This is a genomic window from Staphylococcus sp. HMSC057A08 (genome assembly GCF_001812925.1).
GTDB lineage: Bacteria > Bacillota > Bacilli > Staphylococcales > Staphylococcaceae > Staphylococcus > Staphylococcus hominis.
In genome coordinates this window covers 1-19,709 of record NZ_KV810871.1, presented here as the reverse complement: position 1 = coordinate 19,709, position 19,709 = coordinate 1, and the positions used below count along the sequence as shown (strand labels likewise).

Here is a 19,709-nt window from a genome sequence, read left to right as displayed (position 1 = left end):
ATAAAAATTAAGTAGTTATATCATACTGATTAAATATTTCTAGCATTCTTTCTAGAAAGCTATCCACATAAGTTTGTGGGGCGAGTATTAACGCATGTGGTGCCTTTTGATAAGCAATGTAGAAAGCATCTAGTTTAGTACATGCTATTTCAAAAATGAGCCAATCGCTTTCTTTATCTACGAATTTTGCCTCTTCTTCATTTAATGGACGTTGATATTGCACATCATATAATTGAAATAATTCATTACTTATATTTTTATGTACTCTTACTTTTACTAATTCATTAGCTTCAGATTTTTTCTTTGAATAGTTTTCATCAATATATACATCTGATAAATCACGAACTTTAACATCATAAAACTCATTTCCAAGTTCATAGGTAAACCAATAGTCGTAATTCATATACATTAACGAATGAGGTGTAGCAAAAAAAGATTTTTTTGTGCTTTTTTGCTTAAATCCAACCATTTTTTCTTTAATTAAGGCTTTCTGAAGCATCATTAATTCTTGACCTGGAAAAATATCATCATAAGCTTTTTCTCTTATAGAAAAATGGTTTAATATAGACTTTAATGTTGCTACGTCTTCTGCTCTTCCATTTGAAATGAGTTGAATGAACAAATTATAGACATTCCTATGTAGTTTAGGAGTTAAACTTTTAATGCTAAGCAATAACCCTAAAGTTGCATAACTATCATAATTAAATGAATTGTTTTCTATTTGATAATAAGCATTATCATTTTTACCGGTTAGCTTTATTTGCGTATTACTGTCGTACCATGGTAGTTCAGGATCAGTAAAAAAACGATTAATAGCGTCCATATCTCTTCTTATGGTACGAGATGTCTTCATTGTTTTTCTTATTAATTCAGAACGATTTATCTTTTCTCCATTAATCATTAACAGAAAAAAATATAATAAACGTTTTTCTTTTTCCATAACTTTTCACCTCTATAAATGAAAATACATTTATAAAAAGACATATATTGTCCGTATAAAATGTTTTACTGAATATTAGAACAAAGTTATAGATAGATAATATAAATACATGTAAGTAATAAGACTTTATGTGTCTGATTGATTAAAAACGAATGGAGCGATTAATATGAGTGAAAAATTATGGAACGAATTTGAAAAATTTTGGGATAAAAATGAAATAGAAAGAATGGCCGAAGAATATCAATATTTGTATGAACATCCAGAAAATACAGATGACTTTTGTTGGGTGAATGAAAAGGACAAATTGAATACAAACTCAAAAGCAATTTGTTGGGGTGTTCCTAATCATATTTTAGGAGATATAGACAAAGCGAAGGTAATTGTTGGATTACTTAATCCTGGAACTCATATGGAAAGTGAAGTATCAGAGAAATGTGATACAGTAGGTAAATATATTAAAGAAGAAGTAAAAATAGAAAAAAATAGTTCAAGAAAAGTGGATTCTGAGTCAAAAGAAGTTTATCAAGGTAGTGTAAATAACAAAAAAGAATTACATAAATTTTATTGTGAACATATTTTATCCAAAGAAAATGTAATTTCTAAAGATTTAAAAACTTTATATAAAATGTATAAAAAAGATAGAGGAAATTTAGAATATTATTTGAAGAATAATGATGAGTATGACTTTAATTTAATAGCATATTATTTAGGAAGTTACTATTCAAAAGTTTTTAGTGGAAAAGAATCAATGTATAAAGAATGTATAAAACATTATCTTTCTATTTTTGACAAAATGAATCAAGCTGAATTACTTGGATATGAAGTTGAAAAAGAATTTGAAAAAGCACTTTATGATATTAAAGTTTCTAATATTGAATTCATTCCTTATCGCTCATTTGATAGTAAATCGTTAAGAAATTTACACAATTTAGAAAGCAGCAACTTAAGTGCAAAAATTCTTATAAAAAAAATCTTAAGTGATAAAGATACAATTGTTATTTTAAGAAGCATAAAAGATTGGAAAACTTTATTTAAAAATATTTGTAATGAAGAAGGGATTGATTTTGAAAAAGATATCGCACCAGCAATATATAAATTTAAAAGTCGAACAGGTGCAATATCTAAGGGCAACATAGCTCCTTATAAAGTTGAAAAAGACGGAAATATTAAAAGTGTAGATGAGGTAATTGAGAAAATACGTGACATAATTAGTTTAAAAGATTTTGAAGCTTATTTAGATGATATTATTGCCAATAATAATAAGGGGTGTTTTTAATTTATGACAGCAACTACAAATAATGTAATAGAATATAAAATTACAAAACAGTGCAAAGAAGCATTTGAGAATGTACTTAATTTAATCGCGAAAAAAGAGCGAAAGATTATTGAAACGCAAGATCTTCTTCTAGCTTTTGCTTCTACTGCAGATACTGGAGCGGCCTATTCATTAGGTCGTTTTTCTATAACCAAAAAAAAGTTAGAAGATGAAATTAAACAAGCAAAATTAATGGATAAACGTTATATAGAAATAAATGAAGATGAATTTGAACAAAATGATTTATTTATTTCTCAAAAAAAGAAAAGAAAAATTCAAGAATATATAAAAACAAACCAGGTACAATTTATATATGAATCATCAACAGACCAAGCAATAAAGTATATGTCAGAATATCCTATTTCAAACAATGTAAAAGATATAATTGATTTTGCGGAAGAGATGAGATTTCAAAACAATCCAAGCGGTGGGATAGATACCTATTGGATTATCATGGGAATGTCTCAAGATGAAGATTGTAATGCTTATCATGTTTTAAAAAAATTAATGTTAAAATATGACAATATATTTGATGGCGATAAAATGTCAGAGCGTTTTCAAAACCGTAGCTATTTGGCAAATAATTATTATGATGGAAGAAATGAAGAAGAGCAACGTAAGAATGCTACAATAAGAAATCGAATTTCTAATAAATTAGCAGACCCTAGTTATTCAATATTAGAAGATATTACTACAGATTTAACTGAAAAAGCGCGTAATAAAGAATTAATGCCTGCTATTAAGAGAGAGAGAGAAATTCATCATATGGAGATAGCTTTATCTCGTCGTGATAAAAATAATGTTAGTTTAATAGGGAAAGGTGGGGTAGGTAAATCAGCTATAGTTGATGGTTTAGCCTTAAAAATAGTTAATAATGAAATACCATCATTAAAAAATAAGAAAATATTACAATTTAGTGTTAATGATTTAATTTCTGTAATTCAAGGAGAAACTTTTAAAGGTATTCAAAGATTTATGTCTGAAATGAAAAGAGAGAAAGATGTTATTTTATTTGTTGATGAAATCCACATGTTGGGTAAAAGTAAAGGATTAACAGATATTTTGAAACCAGCAATGGCTAGAAGTGACTTTCGTATAATTGGAGCAACTACTCCTAGAGAATGGCAAAGTTATATATCATCTGACACGGCATTAACTAGACGTTTTGAAATTATTAAAATAGATGAGCCTAATGTAGAAGATACTGTAGAAATAATAAATCAAGTTATTCCTATTTATGAAAATTTTCATCATGTTAATTTTGAAAAAGAAACGATTAAACTTGCCTCACAACTAGGAAAAAAGTATTTTCCGAAAGAACAGCTACCAGACTTAGCGTTTACTATTTTAGATAATGCAGGAGCAATTTGTCGAATTGAACAAGGACAGACTACCAATTTACAAACTCCTTATTTAGATAAAATGAATCGATTAAAAGAAGACTTAAAACAAGCTCAAGTAAAAGAATTTAATGATAAACAGGTTGAAAAATTACGTCGAGAAATACAACAACTTGAAAAAAACTATTCACGTAAGATGAGCAATATAGAAAAAATTACATTTGATTACTTAGTTACTAAAAATCATATAAAAAAAGCAATTGAACAAAGATTGGGTGAAGGATTTGAAGTAGTCGAATTAAAAGAAGATGAAGATTATTCTGATATTGAGATTGATCGCCTAAGTCAATTAAAAGATACTATGAAATCACAAATTATTGGGCAAGATGAAGCTATTGAGACTATAGCAAATGCAGTAATAAGAAAGAAATTAGGCTTTAAGCAATCAAATCGTCCTGTGGGCGTATTTATGCTTTTAGGTACTACAGGAGTAGGTAAAACAGAAACGGCCAAAATATTAAATAAAACTTTATATAGAGATGAGCAGAATATCATTCGATATGATATGTCAGAATATCAAAAGGAGCATGAAGTTTCTAAATTAATTGGTCCACCACCAGGCTACATTGGTTTTGGTCAAGACGGAGACTTAGTAAAGACTGTGCTTGAACATCCTCGTGCAGTTATTTTGTTTGATGAAATAGAAAAAGCTCATCCGAAAATATTTGATGTATTGTTACAAGTATTTGATGATGGTAGATTAACTAACTCATTAGGTGAAACAGCAGATTTTAGTGAAAGTATTATTTTATTGACCTCAAATATTGGAGCTAGTGATATTCAGAATCGAAAAGTAGTAGGTTTAAATCAAACTAATAAAAATGGAACAGACTTTGAAACGATAGATGGAAGTATTAGAGAAGCTTTAAAACAATATTTTAGACCTGAATTTTTAAATCGTATTGATGAGATGATTACTTTTAAACCACTTAACCAACAAGAAATTTTTGAAATCACACATCTATTGATTAAGAAAGAAGTAGATTTAATTGAATCTATGGGATATAATATTGAATTTTCAAATGAAGCGATTAGATTGATTGCTAATTTGTGTTATGAACCTAAAAACGGAGCTAGACCAATAAAGCGTGGTATTTCTAAGTTACTAGAGGATCGTCTTTCGGAAGAAATAATAAATGGTACCTTAAAAAAAGGAAATACTATAAAAGTAACTGAATATAATAATGAATTATTGATAGATTATATTTAGTTACAAAAAAGACATAAAATTTATAACTATAAACTAATGAGCCTGGGATATAATTCCTAGGCTTTATTATTATAGTATTATTTAGCAAAATCACTGATAAGGAGAAGCATACCACAAATAAAACTAAAAAATAGATGGTAGAATATGTTAGCATTTAATATATAAATTAGTTTTTAAATTACATGATAACTAAGTTAACAAAGAATTTAAAATGGGAGTTTTCTATGAATATCTATCAAACCTATGCATGCTTAGTCATAGGAATAATCGTTTTGGGAATAGTTGTTAATACTATTACTACTATAGTAAAAAGAAAAAAATTAATTTCAAATATTAAACAACTTTGGAAAAGTAAAAAGACTTTAGAAGAATTTATACGTCCAAATTCGAGATTTGATTATCAGTTTAATCTTCGACGTAAGAATTATTCTGATACATTAATAGATGATAAAACATGGACAGACTTAGATATGGATACTTTATTTCATAAAAGTAATTTTAACTTTACAGCTATTGGAGAAATGAAATGGTATGCTACTTTGAGAAAAATGTTTACTATCAATAATAAAAAGTTAGTGAATCAATTTAAAGATGAACAATTTAGAGTAAATGTATCGTATCATCTTGCTTTGATAGGAAAAGTTGTTTATCCGCTTTCTCCTGATCAAATTAAACCAGTAAAACGAAATAATTTATTTATGCTATGTCCATTTTTGCCACTTCTAGGTGCAATTATAATATTTATTAATATATCATTAGGAATTTTAATCATTCTTTTTTCTATTTTACTTAATATTGGTTTATCAGCCTATCTCAAAAAAAGTTATAGTCAAGATTTAAAATCCATCTTCTATACTTCTAAAGTAATCAAGCATAGTTATTCTTTAAGTAAAATAAAAGGCACGCCAAGTATAAATATCGATTTTCAACAATTTAAACTCGCACGTTCATTAAGCGGTTTTATTGGAAAAGCAGATGATCAAGATATTGGTGGTACATTTATCATGCTCTTTAAAATGAGTTTTATGTTGGATTACTTCTTTTTTCATATTATTCAATTTACTTACGTTAAACATCAAGAAGAATTGCTTCAATGTTATGATTACATAAGCACGTTAGATAATCATTATTCATTAGTGATGTATCGTCGAACATTACATACATATTGCGAACCATCTATTATTAAAGATAAACAACAAATAACATTTAGTAATTTATTGCACCCATTACTGACAGAAGCGGTACCAAATAGTTTAAATATAAATCATAATATTTTATTAACAGGTTCAAATGCTTCAGGAAAATCAACATTTATGAAAGCTGTTGCAACTAATCTCATTCTTGCTCAAACATTAAATACTGCTACAGCAGAAGCGTTTTCATACAAGCCTGGATTAGTTTATACCTCAATGGCGAATACAGATGATATTTTATCAGGAGATAGTTATTTTATGACGGAATTAAAATCTATTCGGCGATTATTTAATATTAAAAATAATCAATTGGTATATTGCTTTATTGATGAAATTTTTAAAGGAACGAATACGACAGAACGGATTGCTGCTTCAGAGTCGGTGCTTAATTATTTAGATACTGAGAAACATTATAAAGTTATAGCGGCTACCCATGATATCGAACTTTCTGAATATCTAAAAGCTAACTATGAAAATTATCATTTTAATGAATCGATAGAAAATAATCAGATTTATTTTGATTATAAAATAAAAAAAGGTAAAGCAAATACGCGAAACGCAATTGAATTATTACGTATTACTCAATTTCCTGAAAGAGTATATACAAGAGCCAAACAAACAATTGAATAAACTTAAACCATATATATGACTGTATGGGCGTTTAATAGTATAAGAGCTTCTGCTATATTCCATATACTTTGAAATATAAACGGTTTATTAAATATCACAACTCAAGATGACTATTGGGGGTATAGATACAAAAAATGTACTGATTACAGGTGGGGATTATGGTATGGATACATCATGACTTTCAATGTTCAGTGATATTGCAGTGATTATAGTTATAATTGGTGCTAAAAGACAGTTTAACTGATTATAAATTATAGGATAGTGTGATTAATACTGACGACTTAATCGGATCAATTTAAAGAGTATAAAAACCCCCATCATTCACCGATACGCAAAAGCACCTCACAAAAGCAATAAAAAATAGATTGCATGGTATATTATAAACTTACTTATTAAATAAAGGAGAAATGGGTAATGACGATGTTTCGTGAAGCACTGATATGGATAGTGCTTCTCATATTTAACTTAATAAACACGTTTTTAGTGCTTGTGGGAAAATCATCATTGTTCAAGGTTCCACTTTGGAGTACATGGTTAGTTTGGGGAATAGTTACTATAATTATAGTAGGCATTTTGCTTTTTAGAAAACATTTACAAAAAAAGCATCCACGCATTAATAAACGTCTCAATAATAATAAAGATTTTGAAGCGGGAGAATTCTTTGTACAAATGCCTTTATATATCATTGAGAATCAAAGCAATGTGATATACGGTAACGAAACAATAACGTATAAACCCGTTTTTGTTAATATATTTCATAAATTATTGAGTCTCTTTGGTATTCAAACAAAATATAGTCTATATATGACTTCTAGTGAGAACGATGTAAAAATAATTCGTAAACATGGGGTAGCGAATAGACATCAATATACGATGTATTTGAATAATGAAGAAGTAGGCACGCTTGAGATGAAACAGTTTTTCAAAAGTGGAGGAAAGCAACAACTTCCTTATACGTTTAATTACAAATCTGAAGTGTTTGATGTAAGCAATCCGTTTTTTAGTAATGAAACCAAAATTACAGTTGAGAATGACGTAGTATTAACCGCAAAGCGTAGTTTTTTAGATATTTCAAAAAGTAAACGAACTAAAAAACGTGGGGAAAAACACACTATACACATTCACAGTACTAGAGTAGAGAAAGAAATATTACTAGCCATTTACTTACAATGCATGATTAATAAGCAAACACAATAAATGAAGTATAGCGATAGTATAAGGCGACCCGTATATTAGCGAATAAAGATTTTGGTACAAATATACCCTATGATCATAACGGCTAAAAAAGATAGTGAAGGTAATAAAACAAACCATATTGACATAGCTATCTCTCCTTACTCATCATATTTTGTATTTAAAAGTTAAACTTATAAGTAAAAGTGATCGATGATTTTAAATATAGTTTAACAAAAATAATTAAAAATGAAATAACTCACAATTGATATATTAAAATGTATATAAAAGTGTTAAAGATAAAATAAGTTATGTATCACTCACTTGGAAATGAATGGACTAAGAATGTTACAATGCAAATGAGTAGAGGAGGGTGTTTATGAGAAAGATAATATTATTAGCTAGTCTATTGGGTTTATCCTTTATTTTAGCGGCTTGCGGAACATCAGGAGAGCAGAAAGAACCTTCTAAAGATAGTCAAAAGTCAGAGAAATATACATATGAGTATTATGAAGTGCTAAATAATGGTTCAGAAGATACACCCAATGTGGAAATAAAATATAAAGATAAAAATGGTAAATCACATTTACAAAAGACGGATTTAGAACACGTTTATGAACATATTTTAAATGATGGAAATAAAAAGCCTTATATAATTAAAGATGGCAAAAAGATTCATGTCTATCGTCCACCATATATGATTTATGGCGATGACGATATTGAAGGACAAGTTACTGCTAAAGATGAAGTATCTAAAGAGTAAGAGGTGAGTGGGTGAAGCATAAAGTATTAAAAATGATAAGTATAATGATAATCTTTAATGTGCTCTCGCTTTGTATATTGTCTACAAATTTAGAAGCTGTAACATCAAGCACGAGTAGCGCAAGTTCGAGTAGTAGTTCGTCATCTTCTGCAGTTAGAAGCTCAACGTCTTCAAGTTCGTCAATGAGTCGTTCAAGTACGATGAATGCTTCACGAGTTGCAAAACAATCAAGTCAGCGTGCAGCTCAACAAGCTAGTCGAACAAATAGTATGACATATAATAACAAATCATCAAAATTCAAACAAGATACTGGTAAAATTCAATCTCAACAAGCACGATCAATGGTGTCTACAAGACATCGATACAGACCAGGGGGCTCATATGCGTCACAATTTATGGCCACTTCATATTATAATAATTGGTTATTTTTTTATTTTATTACATCCGGTATGTATAAAAATAAAACCCATCATGTTGAATACCAAAAAAACATGTTGAAACAACAAATGAAAGCACATGAGAAATTATATACCATTACCGTTCAAACTAATAAAGGCAAACGTTTAGTTGTTGTCCCGAAAAAGCAATACGATGAAATTAAAACCGGTGAGAAAGTGAAAATTAAAAATAGTGTATTGCAATAACTCATATTGAGTAATCCAATGTTCTTAATCGAAGGGAATTTTAGTAAAGTTAAAGTGTGTTCATCATTTTAAAACTCTGTAATCGTCTAAAATGGCATATTAAAAAAAGCGTCTCAATGATATTGAGACGCTTAAAATTTATCTAGCCTTAAATGAGTCAATGGCTGCTTTGATTTCATCTCTAACACGTTGGAATTCTGACCAAGGTTTGCCAGCAGGATCGTCAAATCCCCAATGTTCCTTCTTTACATTAGGCGACAATACAGGACAGTTTTGATCAGCATCACTACATAGAGTTACTACTAAATCGGATTGGTTGAGTATAGTGTTGTCAATTAAATTAGAAGTATGATTTGAGATATCAATTCCAACTTCTTTCATCGCTTCAATTGCTTTCGGATTGACACCGTGTGCCTCAATACCGCCAGAATATACTTGCCATTCATCACCTAAGATGTTCTTAGCCCAGCCTTCAGCCATTTGGCTACGGCATGAATTACCTGTACATATAAAGTAAATTGTTTTTTTATCCATAAATAGTTTCCTCTTTTTTTAGAAAATAATAAGTGTTAGATATAACCCTAACAGTGTGATAAATAATACCGGAATCGTTATAATAATACCGATTTTAAAGTATTGTCCCCAAGAAATTTTAACACCTTTTTGAGTAAGCACATGTAACCAGAGAAGTGTTGCTAACGAACCAATTGGTGTTATTTTAGGTCCTAAATCAGATCCGATAACATTCGCATAAATCATGCCTTCCTTGAGTATGCTTGTTGTTTGAGATTGACCAATCGCTATTGCATCTATTAAAACAGTTGGCATGTTGTTCATAATGGATGAAAGGAATGCAGCTATAAAGCCCATGCCCATGATACTACTAAATAAGCCGTAATTTGAAATATTTGTTAGTACATCACTAAGAAGCGTTGTGATGCCCACATTTTTTAGACCAAATACCACAAGATACATACCAATAGAGAATAAAACAATATTCCATGGCGCACCTTTAATTACTTGTTTCGTATGCACAGCCTTAGACTTACGTGCTAATAATACAAATATTAAAGCAATGATACCAGCAATAATTGATACTGGAATATTTATAAACTCACTTATTAAATAACCAACTAGCAATACAGTGAGTACAATCCATGAGATATGAAAAAGCTTTTTGTCCTTAATCGCTTCTTTTGGTTCTCTAATATTTACTGCATCAAATTTTCTTGGGATAGACTTTCTAAAATAAAGCCATAAGACAAGAATACTTGCGATTAAAGAGAATATATTAGGTATAATCATTTTACTGAAGTACTCAACAAATCCAATATCAAAGTAATCAGCAGAAACAATATTAACTAAATTACTAACAATTAATGGAAGAGACGTAGTATCTGCGATAAAACCACTAGCAATAATAAATGGGAATATCGCTTTTTTATCAAATCCTAAACTACGTACCATTGCTAAAACAATAGGCGTCAGTATTAAAGCCGCACCATCATTTGCGAAGAAGGCTGCTACAACTGAACCTAAGAGCATGATAAAGATAAACATTTTCAAGCCATTACCCTTTGATGCTCTTACCATATGTATGGCAGACCATTCAAAGAATCCAATTTCATCTAATATGAGTGAAATAAGAATAACTGCAACAAAAGTTAAAGTCGCATTCCAAACAATTCCAGTAACTTCTAGTACGTCTGAAAAGCTTACAACGCCAGTGATTATAGCAACTACAGCACCAATTAATGCAGTAATACCAATATCTAGACCTTTAGGTTGCCATATAACAAAAATTAACGTTAATACAAATATTGTGATTGCTAATATCGTCATCATTAACACTCACCTTTCTCTACTGTTTCACATATACATGGGCCAGCACTGGAACTCAATAGAGTCAGTCGTGATGTAACGTCATCCAATACGTCATGATTCAATTTGTATAAAATTTTATTACCATCTTTTCTGGATGTAATTAAATTATTGTCTTTTAATACTTTCATATGATGACTTAATGTGGGTTGAGAAAAAGAAAAATGCTCTAATAAATCACAAGCGCATAATTCACCACAAGATAACAAGTCTAATATTTCAAGGCGGCTACTATCAGCAATCACTTTTAAGTATTGTGAAATTTTTTTATAATTCAATTTTTCTTCTTCCTTTCTACTTGAAACCTTTTATAACGTTGATAATTTTTATTACCACCTGACAAATTAAACACTTGTTTAAAACCTAAATTAATAAGTACGTTTTGTGCAGCATTTCCAGTAGTACCTTTATTACAATAAGTCACTATCTTTTGATTTTTATCTAATGTTTTTGCATAACTTCTCAATATTTTCAATGGGACGTTAATCGCTCCATCAACATGATTAACTTCAAATTGCTTTGGAGAACGTACATCTAAAATCAATAAGTCATTATTTTGTTTTATGACTTCTTCAGGCGTTATAATTTTGCGTCCTCGAGTAATATTGTGTCCAATCATCCCTGTATAAATAACAGGATCTTTAGTTGTAGAAAAAGGAGGCGCATATGCTAAATCTAAATGAAATAAATCTTCTGCATGGGCGCCAAACGTTATAGCAGTAGCTAGTACATCTATTCTCTTATCTACACCTTCATACCCAATAATTTGAGCACCCAGTAATTTAGAATTGTTTTTATCAAATATAGCTTTAATTACCATTTCTTGGCCTTGCATATATTCTGGACGATTCGGTTTCACATTGTGTAATACGTCAATATCAATATCTAAATCAATAGCTTCTTTTTCAGTTAAGCCTGTTTGGGCAATTGTCATATCAAATATACGAACAATGCCTGTTCCTAAAATGCCTTTATGTTCTAGATTTCCACCAGTTAATCGATCTCCTAAAATACGTCCCATTTTATTTGCTGTAGAACCTAGCGGTCTATATATAGGGTCACCAGTAATTAAATTATAACTTTCTGCTACATCACCAATTGCATATATGTGAGGAATATTTGTTTCAAAATACTTATTGGTTTGTATTGCTCCAGATTTTCCAATATTAATACCAATTTCTTTAGCTAATTTAGTATTTGGTGTGACACCAATCCCAATAATGATTAAATCTGTATCAATTAATTCGCCAGTTTTTAAGCTTACTCTATTTATTGTATGATTTTCATCATAATCAATACTATCTATTTCATTATAGGTATATACGTTAGCTTTATCTTCAATATATTCTTGAATCATAAAACTGATATCGTAGTCTAAATGAGGCATAAAAGTACTGCGTTGAATAATTGAAGTATTGTAGTTAGATAATTGTTCTAACATTTCTAGACCAATAAATCCACCACCAATGATTGTTATATTCTGAACATCATTGCTCTCAATATAATTATAAATTGCTTTCGCATCATTAATATTCTTAACTTTAAATACATTGTTATATTCTTCGCTATTTAATTGAGGAAGTTCCTTAGGCGATGAGCCTGTTGCTAATACTAATTCGTCATATTCTTGAATCATCTTTTCATCATTTACTAAATTGGTAACAGTTATTGTTTGATCAGTATCATTTATCTGATTCACTTCATATTTTGTATAAATATCTATATTAAAGCGCTCTTTAAACCATTTAGCATTTCTTGGCGTGAGTTCATCAATATCAGATACATTACCGCCTATATAGTAGGGGATACCACATACTGAATACGAAATATCATTATCTTTATCAAAAACGATAATTTCCACATCTTCACTATTTCTTCTTGCTTTAGCCGCGACACTTGTACCGGCAGCAACTGAACCGATGATTACAATTTTTTTCATTATGATAACCCCCCATAAGGTATGACAAAATAATTATCAAGACTTTCATATTTAATCTTGTTTATCCAAAATGATTCATCTTCTTTTTTGTTACTAAAAAGGTCATCACGTTGATTTAGCGTAACTAACGATTGATTAACAACCCACCAATTATGGCCTATATTAGCTCTATTTAAATCTTCTACTAAACGTTTAGATTCTAAATAAGGTGTTTTTTCTGCTAGTGTTACGATTATCATCTGTGTTAAATTTTTATTTTGAATTTTAGGTAATAATGTTTCAACATTACTGGTAGTTTGAGTTGATTTTTTCTTTAATTCTCTATGATGATTTTCACTAGAATCAAGTAACAGCAAGGTATGGCCTGTAGGAGCTGTATCTACAATGACGTAATCCATGTCGTCTTGATTCTCCATAATGTCACTAAAGGCTTTGAAAAATGCTATTTCTTCTGTACAAGGTGATTTTAAATCTTCCATAATATAATCAATATCGTCTTGTGGTGTATCATCATTCACTGTGGCTAGTACTTCTTTTTTATACTTTTCTAATGCTTGTTCTTCATCAATATAAGCAGTATTTAAATTACTTGTAGTTTCAACATTAATTTCTTTAGTAGGGTCAGTAGTTGCTAAAAGAACACGATATCCTTTATTAGATAATGCTGTAGCTAATTGCGTTGCTACTGTCGTTTTACCAACGCCACCTTTTCCCATTGTAAATAAATATTGAACTTTACTATTTTCAATTTCATCGATTAATTTATTGAATTGCGGATGATCTTCAACAATAAAGTCATCATTTTCAATTAAGTTATCATCATTTAATAGATTAGTTAAATTTTCTATACTTTCTTCTTTCTGCTTTTTATATGGAACGTAATAAGCATGATTGTTATTTAACCATTCAGTAAAATGATTAATGTTTTTATCTTGTTCTGATTTCATCTGACTCGAAATTAAACCGTGACTTTCTTCTATATAGTTGTTAATGATTACTTTGAATTTAGAAATTGACAGTTGTTGTAATTCTTGTTGCGCTCTTTGAATTTCATATATAGAAGAGTGAGTAGGTCTCGCAACTAACATCATGGTCGTATCATCTTGGTTACGTAGTTTTTCAAGTGCTGAATTATATTTAACTCTATTTTCATTTAAACCTGATAATTGACCTAAGCAAGAAGCGTCATTACTCGTTGTATTTAAATAATCTGTCCATGCAGAAGGTAATTCAAGCATTCTCAAGGTGTGACCTGTAGGAGCTGTATCAAATATAATGAAATCAAATTCTTGTTCTAAAGTTTTATCGGATAAAAAATTTGTAAATTCATTAAATGCTGCTACTTCAACTGTACATGAACCACTTAACTGTTCTTTCATTTCAGAAAGCACATCTTCTGGTAGAATACCCTCATAAGGTTCTATAGATTGTGCTTTATAATCGTCTGCAGCAGCAATCGGGTCAAAATTGGCTATAGAGAGATTAGGTATAGGTTGATATTTAGTTAATTTATTAGATAATTCCATTTGAAATACATCTTGTAAATTACTAGCTGGATCAGTACTTACTAAAGCTACTTTCTTTCCATTCTCTGCTAAGTTTAAAGCAATAAAACTTGATATCGTTGTTTTGCCTACGCCACCTTTACCAGTAAAAAACAAATATTTTGTTAACTCAATGTTATCTAAATTCAATTTATTTAAGTATTTAACAGCATCCATCTCCACCACAGCATCCTCCATTTCTCATTTGATTAACTGTAATAATTTCATCGGCTTCTTCTTGGGTAATATAAGCGCCCGTTTTAGCTATACCGCCTTCTATAAAAGTGATGGGTAAAACTTCATCACCTTTTTCTTGAATTAAACGAATAACTTCTTGATTTTTAATGAATTCATTCGGATTATTATTCATATTATAACGTTGAACTTCTATTTGATTTTGTTTTAAATATTCATTGATTTGGTTCGCTTTTATTAGTGTTTCATCCGGTTCTGGACCACATACCCCAGTAGAACAGCACATAGCTTCTTCGTATATTTCAATATTTAACATTATACTCACCTCATTAATTAATTTACGATTATAGACTAACATCTATATAGATGGATGTCTATGTTTTTATTTGAGTTTTAAAAATTTTACTAAATTTAATTCTTAATAATACAATTTATAAAAAATTATTTTAGTATTTCTGTGAGCAATACCTAAGTTTATGTAAAATTATAGGTTTTCTTCTTGCGATAATATGGATATTGATTTACATTTAATACATCAAAAAAAATTGATGTATTAAATGATATAAAACTACGTTGACAATAAGGAGGCGTGCTTGATTGCGAGTAAACCATGCAAGTACTTTAACTGTTGGTTATTTTGTAAGTTATTTAAATCTTGTTATGCTATCAAGAGAAATCAATTTAAAAGAAGCTACAATATATATGGAAAAGGAGTTTTTTAAAGGGAACATTAATCAGTATGGCGAATCAACAAAAAATAACTATAAACAAGCAATTCAAGAATTGAAATAAAGATAATATAAACTCAATGAAATATTATAAAAAGGATGGTCTTTTATGGAAGTTATTAAAGCAAAGACTGATATGAGTGAAGATCAACAATTTGACTTTTATGAAAATATGTTTAATGCACTTGCCGATAAAATCAGATTAAAAATACTAAATCAAATTAGCCAAAGCTTCAATAAATCATTATGTGTATGTGATTTAGAAGAGTTATTAGATATAAAACAATCTAAACTTTCTTATCATTTAAAAAAATTAGTAGATGCAAATGTTCTTATTGCTGAAAAGCATGGCACATGGAATTATTATAAAATTAATGAGCAGCAAATACAGGTTGTTTTAAATGAAGATACTTGTTGTAAGATACTTTAAGTATCTTTTTTAATGTAGTATTAATCAATTTTTTTTGATTAATACATCAAGAAATATTGATTAATTAAATTTGGAGGCATTATACTCATGTTAGATTCAATTATGGAATTTATAAAAACATTTGTGATGTTGTTTTTTGAACTATTCATACTATTTATCATCGTGAGCTTTATTGTAAGTATCATCCAGCAGATAGTTTCAGAAGAAAAAATAAAATACTTTTTAAGTAAACCTAATCAAGCTATTAATTATATTTTGGGAATGGCTTTTGGTGCGATGACACCATTTTGTTCTTGTTCTACAATTCCTATACTTGCAGGTTTATTAAATTCTAAAGTTCCATTTGGTCCTGCAATGAGTTTTTTAATTGCGTCACCTTTAATGAATCCCTTAATGATATTTATGTTATGGGCCTTATTAGGTTGGAAAGTTGCTGTTGTTTATTTTATTGTACTAGCAATCTTTAGTGTCTTAACGGGTCTAGTATTTTCAAAAATGAATTTATCTAAAAGTTATAAAGGTGTAAATGTTAAAGGCGATGGGTTTTTCGCTAATAAAAATGGATCTCGTTTTAAACAAGCATTAAATGATGCTTGGGCATTCTTATATCCAATGATTCCTTACTTATTTATCGGTGTATTTATTGGTGCTTTTATATATGGCTTTGTACCCGAAACATTTATTACTAAATATGCGAGTGGAGGTGGCATTATATCCGTATTTATTGCTTCTATTATAGGTATTCCTATGTATATTAGACCTGAAACCATGTTACCTATAGCTGAAGCATTAGCTTCAAAAGGAATGTCGCTTGGGACAGTTGTTGCTTTGATCATTGGTGGTGCTGGTGCAAGTATTCCAGAAGTTGTATTATTATCGAAACTATTCAAGAAAAAATTTGTAATCTCATTCGTTATCGCCATTTTAGTTGTAGCTATTTCTACAGGTTTGATGGTGAACATCGTTATTTAAAGGAGGTGAGATAATGGGAGTCAAAGACGTATTAAAAAAATTAAAACCTCAAGAACAATCTTGTTGTTCAGTAGAAATTGAAGAAAAAAAAGAGAAAAATGAAAAAGAGCAACAGGATAATAATTGTTGTTGTAACAATTAATTTAGAAGTCTGTAAAATATATGCTTCTAATAAATGAACGACAAATTTCAATGTAATAGTATGGAATTTGTCGTTCTTTCGTTTCAATTAAGGAAAATGATGTTGTTTATTTAGTATTTCTTTAAGACTTATAACAAAAAGACGTTAATTAAAAACCGCATCATTAACCGATACGCAGAATCATATTATAAATAAAACTAAAAATGAGGTTGTATATAACTCACTCTGAAATTGATTGAATATATAGTATCTTTAATAAAATGCAGCTATTGTGGCGTAGAATTTGAGAATCAAAAAATGATTAATTTAGTTTGAAAAGACTGAATATAAATACTAGAAAAATAGCCAGTAAATGAGTTTATTATGAATTCATTTACTGGCTTCATTAAATAATGATCTAGACAATTTGCTTTTCTAGACCTACTTTGAAATGCGTTATTTTCTTTAAGAATAGTAATATATGATTTGTGTTGATAATGCTAACCTTGGTCAGAGTGTATTGTCATGCGATAGTTCAGATGAGATTTTTTAATTAAAACCTTGTTTTAAACATCGATGACAAGGTCTAATGTAGGACGTGTAGACATCATTTTCAGAATGATATAAATAAATCCATAAATGGAGATAAATCGAAACTATTTATACCCTAGGGGGGTATATGTTATAGTATAAGTAATTTTACTATAACATTTTTATTAGGAGGGGTTAATTTGAATAATAATGGTGAAGCGCATAATCATCAAAATCACATGAATCATTCCAATCACATGCATCATGATAACCATGAATCACATAATCATCATAGTGGCCATGCACATCATCATGGAAATTTTAAAGTTAAGTTTTTTGTTTCATTAATTTTTGCAATACCTATCATTCTTTTATCGCCAATGATGGGTGTTAACTTACCTTTTCAATTCACATTTCCAGGTTCTGAATGGGTAGTGTTAATATTAAGTACAATTTTATTCTTTTATGGTGGTAAACCGTTCTTGTCTGGTGGTAAAGATGAAATTGCTGAAAAAAAACCAGGCATGATGACCTTAGTTGCTCTAGGTATTTCAGTAGCTTATATTTATAGCTTGTATGCTTTTTATATGAATAACTTTAGTAGTGCAACTGGTCATACAATGGACTTTTTTTGGGAATTAGCAACCTTAATTTTAATTATGCTATTAGGACATTGGATAGAAATGAATGCTGTCGGAAATGCTGGAGATGCTTTAAAGAAAATGGCAGAACTGTTACCTAATAGTGCGATTAAAGTTATGGATAATGGCCAACGCGAAGAAGTTAAAATATCAGACATCATGACTGATGATATCGTCGAAGTAAAAGCCGGAGAAAGCATTCCAACAGATGGTATTATCGTTCAAGGACAAACATCTATAGATGAATCCCTAGTCACTGGAGAATCTAAAAAAGTACAAAAAAATCAAAATGACAACGTCATCGGGGGTTCTATTAATGGGTCTGGAACAATACAAGTCAAGGTTACAGCTGTGGGAGAAGATGGATATCTTTCTCAAGTTATGGGACTTGTTAATCAAGCACAAAATGATAAATCTAGTGCTGAATTGTTATCTGATAAAGTAGCGGGTTATTTATTCTACTTTGCTGTAATTGTTGGCGTGATTTCTTTTATTGTCTGGATGCTCATTCAAAATGATGTTGATTTTGCATTAGAACGTCTTGTAACTGTGTTAGTCATTGCTTGTCCACATGCTTTAGGCTTGGCAATACCTTTAGTCACTGCACGTTCGACTTCAATTGGTGCACATAATGGTTTAATTATTAAAAATAGAGAGTCTGTAGAAATAGCTCAACATATCGATTATGTAATGATGGATAAAACTGGTACTTTAACTGAGGGTAACTTTTCTGTGAATCATTATGAGAGCTTTAAAAATGATTTGAGTAATGATACAATATTAAGCCTTTTCGCCTCATTAGAAAGTCAATCTAATCACCCATTAGCTATAAGTATTGTTGATTTTGCGAAAAGTAAAAATGTTTCATTTACTAATCCACAAGACGTTAATAATATTCCGGGTGTCGGATTAGAAGGTCTAATTGATAATAAAACATATAAAATAACAAATGTCTCTTATCTTGATAAACATAAACTTAATTATGACGATGACTTGTTTACTAAATTAGCTCAACAAGGTAATTCAATCAGCTATTTAATTGAGGATCAACAAGTCATTGGCATGATTGCTCAAGGAGATCAAATTAAAGAAAGCTCAAAACAAATGGTAGCTGATTTACTATCAAGAAATATTACACCAGTCATGCTTACAGGTGATAATAATGAAGTGGCACACGCTGTCGCAAAAGAATTAGGTATTAGTGATGTCCACGCACAACTCATGCCAGAAGATAAGGAAAGCATTATAAAAGATTATCAAAGTGACGGTAATAAAGTCATGATGGTCGGAGACGGTATCAACGATGCGCCGAGTCTTATAAGAGCCGATATTGGTATAGCAATTGGTGCAGGCACAGATGTTGCAGTGGATTCAGGTGATATCATACTTGTTAAAAGTAATCCATCAGATATCATTCATTTCTTAACTCTTTCAAATAATACTATGAGAAAAATGGTGC

At 29.7% G+C, this 19,709-nt stretch carries 18 protein-coding genes; 11 read left to right on the top strand and 7 right to left on the bottom strand.

Translation table 11 applies throughout. The features are described 5' to 3' along the window. Positions 1-7: 7 nt before the first annotated feature. Positions 8-940, bottom strand: coding sequence for a hypothetical protein (locus HMPREF2881_RS10310; protein WP_002488468.1), 933 nt, complete (start codon positions 938-940; stop codon positions 8-10). 166 nt (positions 941-1,106) lie between these two features. On the opposite strand from HMPREF2881_RS10310, the gene HMPREF2881_RS10305 reads away from it, so the two are divergent. From HMPREF2881_RS10305 to HMPREF2881_RS10280, 6 genes are all read left to right on the top strand, one after another. Then, positions 1,107-2,216, top strand: a complete 1,110-nt coding sequence (locus HMPREF2881_RS10305; RefSeq protein WP_002488498.1) for a hypothetical protein — start codon at positions 1,107-1,109, stop codon at positions 2,214-2,216. A gap of 3 nt (positions 2,217-2,219) precedes the next feature. Next, positions 2,220-4,865: an AAA family ATPase gene (locus tag HMPREF2881_RS10300; RefSeq protein WP_002488471.1), complete on the top strand. Its 2,646-nt coding sequence runs from the start codon at positions 2,220-2,222 to the stop codon at positions 4,863-4,865. Between the two features lie 224 nt (positions 4,866-5,089). Next, entirely contained in the window at positions 5,090-6,688 is a 1,599-nt protein-coding gene (locus HMPREF2881_RS10295) for a MutS-related protein (protein ID WP_002488504.1), read from the top strand. A gap of 414 nt (positions 6,689-7,102) precedes the next feature. After that, positions 7,103-7,885, top strand: a complete 783-nt coding sequence (locus tag HMPREF2881_RS10290) for a hypothetical protein (protein ID WP_002488467.1) — start codon at positions 7,103-7,105, stop codon at positions 7,883-7,885. 355 nt (positions 7,886-8,240) lie between these two features. After that, positions 8,241-8,624 (top strand): hypothetical protein, encoded by a 384-nt coding sequence (locus HMPREF2881_RS10285; RefSeq protein WP_002488496.1) that lies wholly within the window; start codon positions 8,241-8,243, stop codon positions 8,622-8,624. Between the two features lie 11 nt (positions 8,625-8,635). Further along, entirely contained in the window at positions 8,636-9,268 is a 633-nt protein-coding gene (locus HMPREF2881_RS10280; protein WP_002488457.1) for a hypothetical protein, read from the top strand. Positions 9,269-9,406: 138 nt separating this feature from the next. Here the strand turns inward: HMPREF2881_RS10280 and arsC are convergent, their stop codons facing one another. Genes arsC through arsD form a run of 6 tightly spaced genes read right to left on the bottom strand, consistent with a single transcriptional unit; the run spans position 9,407 to position 15,143 of the window. Beyond that, on the bottom strand, positions 9,407-9,802 hold the full coding sequence (arsC, locus tag HMPREF2881_RS10275) for an arsenate reductase (thioredoxin) (protein WP_002488502.1): 396 nt from the start codon (positions 9,800-9,802) through the stop codon (positions 9,407-9,409). An 18-nt stretch (positions 9,803-9,820) separates the two neighbouring features. Next, on the bottom strand, positions 9,821-11,113 hold the full coding sequence (arsB, locus tag HMPREF2881_RS10270; RefSeq protein ID WP_002488478.1) for an arsenite efflux transporter membrane subunit ArsB: 1,293 nt from the start codon (positions 11,111-11,113) through the stop codon (positions 9,821-9,823). Further along, positions 11,113-11,427, bottom strand: a complete 315-nt coding sequence (locus tag HMPREF2881_RS10265; protein ID WP_001830569.1) for an ArsR/SmtB family transcription factor — start codon at positions 11,425-11,427, stop codon at positions 11,113-11,115. The genes arsB and HMPREF2881_RS10265 overlap by 1 nt, the downstream gene beginning before the upstream one ends. Next, complete coding sequence (locus HMPREF2881_RS10260; RefSeq protein ID WP_002488499.1) at positions 11,424-13,088, bottom strand: FAD-dependent oxidoreductase; 1,665 nt, start codon at positions 13,086-13,088, stop codon at positions 11,424-11,426. The genes HMPREF2881_RS10265 and HMPREF2881_RS10260 overlap by 4 nt, the downstream gene beginning before the upstream one ends. Next, positions 13,088-14,809 (bottom strand): arsenical pump-driving ATPase, encoded by a 1,722-nt coding sequence (gene arsA, locus HMPREF2881_RS10255; RefSeq protein WP_176662097.1) that lies wholly within the window; start codon positions 14,807-14,809, stop codon positions 13,088-13,090. The genes HMPREF2881_RS10260 and arsA overlap by 1 nt, the downstream gene beginning before the upstream one ends. Further along, on the bottom strand, positions 14,796-15,143 hold the full coding sequence (arsD, locus tag HMPREF2881_RS10250; protein ID WP_002449502.1) for an arsenite efflux transporter metallochaperone ArsD: 348 nt from the start codon (positions 15,141-15,143) through the stop codon (positions 14,796-14,798). The genes arsA and arsD overlap by 14 nt, the downstream gene beginning before the upstream one ends. Before the next feature lie 281 nt (positions 15,144-15,424). Here arsD and HMPREF2881_RS10245 point away from each other — a divergent pair, with 281 nt between their 5' ends. The 5 genes from HMPREF2881_RS10245 to HMPREF2881_RS10230 all read left to right on the top strand — a co-directional run. After that, positions 15,425-15,619 (top strand): hypothetical protein, encoded by a 195-nt coding sequence (locus HMPREF2881_RS10245; protein ID WP_002441924.1) that lies wholly within the window; start codon positions 15,425-15,427, stop codon positions 15,617-15,619. A gap of 45 nt (positions 15,620-15,664) precedes the next feature. Next, positions 15,665-15,985, top strand: coding sequence for an ArsR/SmtB family transcription factor (locus tag HMPREF2881_RS10240; protein ID WP_002449352.1), 321 nt, complete (start codon positions 15,665-15,667; stop codon positions 15,983-15,985). Between the two features lie 87 nt (positions 15,986-16,072). Then, positions 16,073-16,957: a permease gene (locus HMPREF2881_RS10235; RefSeq protein ID WP_002454595.1), complete on the top strand. Its 885-nt coding sequence runs from the start codon at positions 16,073-16,075 to the stop codon at positions 16,955-16,957. A 13-nt stretch (positions 16,958-16,970) separates the two neighbouring features. Continuing rightward, on the top strand, positions 16,971-17,099 hold the full coding sequence (locus HMPREF2881_RS12100; protein ID WP_002449516.1) for a hypothetical protein: 129 nt from the start codon (positions 16,971-16,973) through the stop codon (positions 17,097-17,099). A 710-nt stretch (positions 17,100-17,809) separates the two neighbouring features. Beyond that, a partial coding sequence (locus tag HMPREF2881_RS10230; RefSeq protein ID WP_070653760.1) for a heavy metal translocating P-type ATPase occupies positions 17,810-19,709 on the top strand: 1,900 nt, incomplete at its 3' end.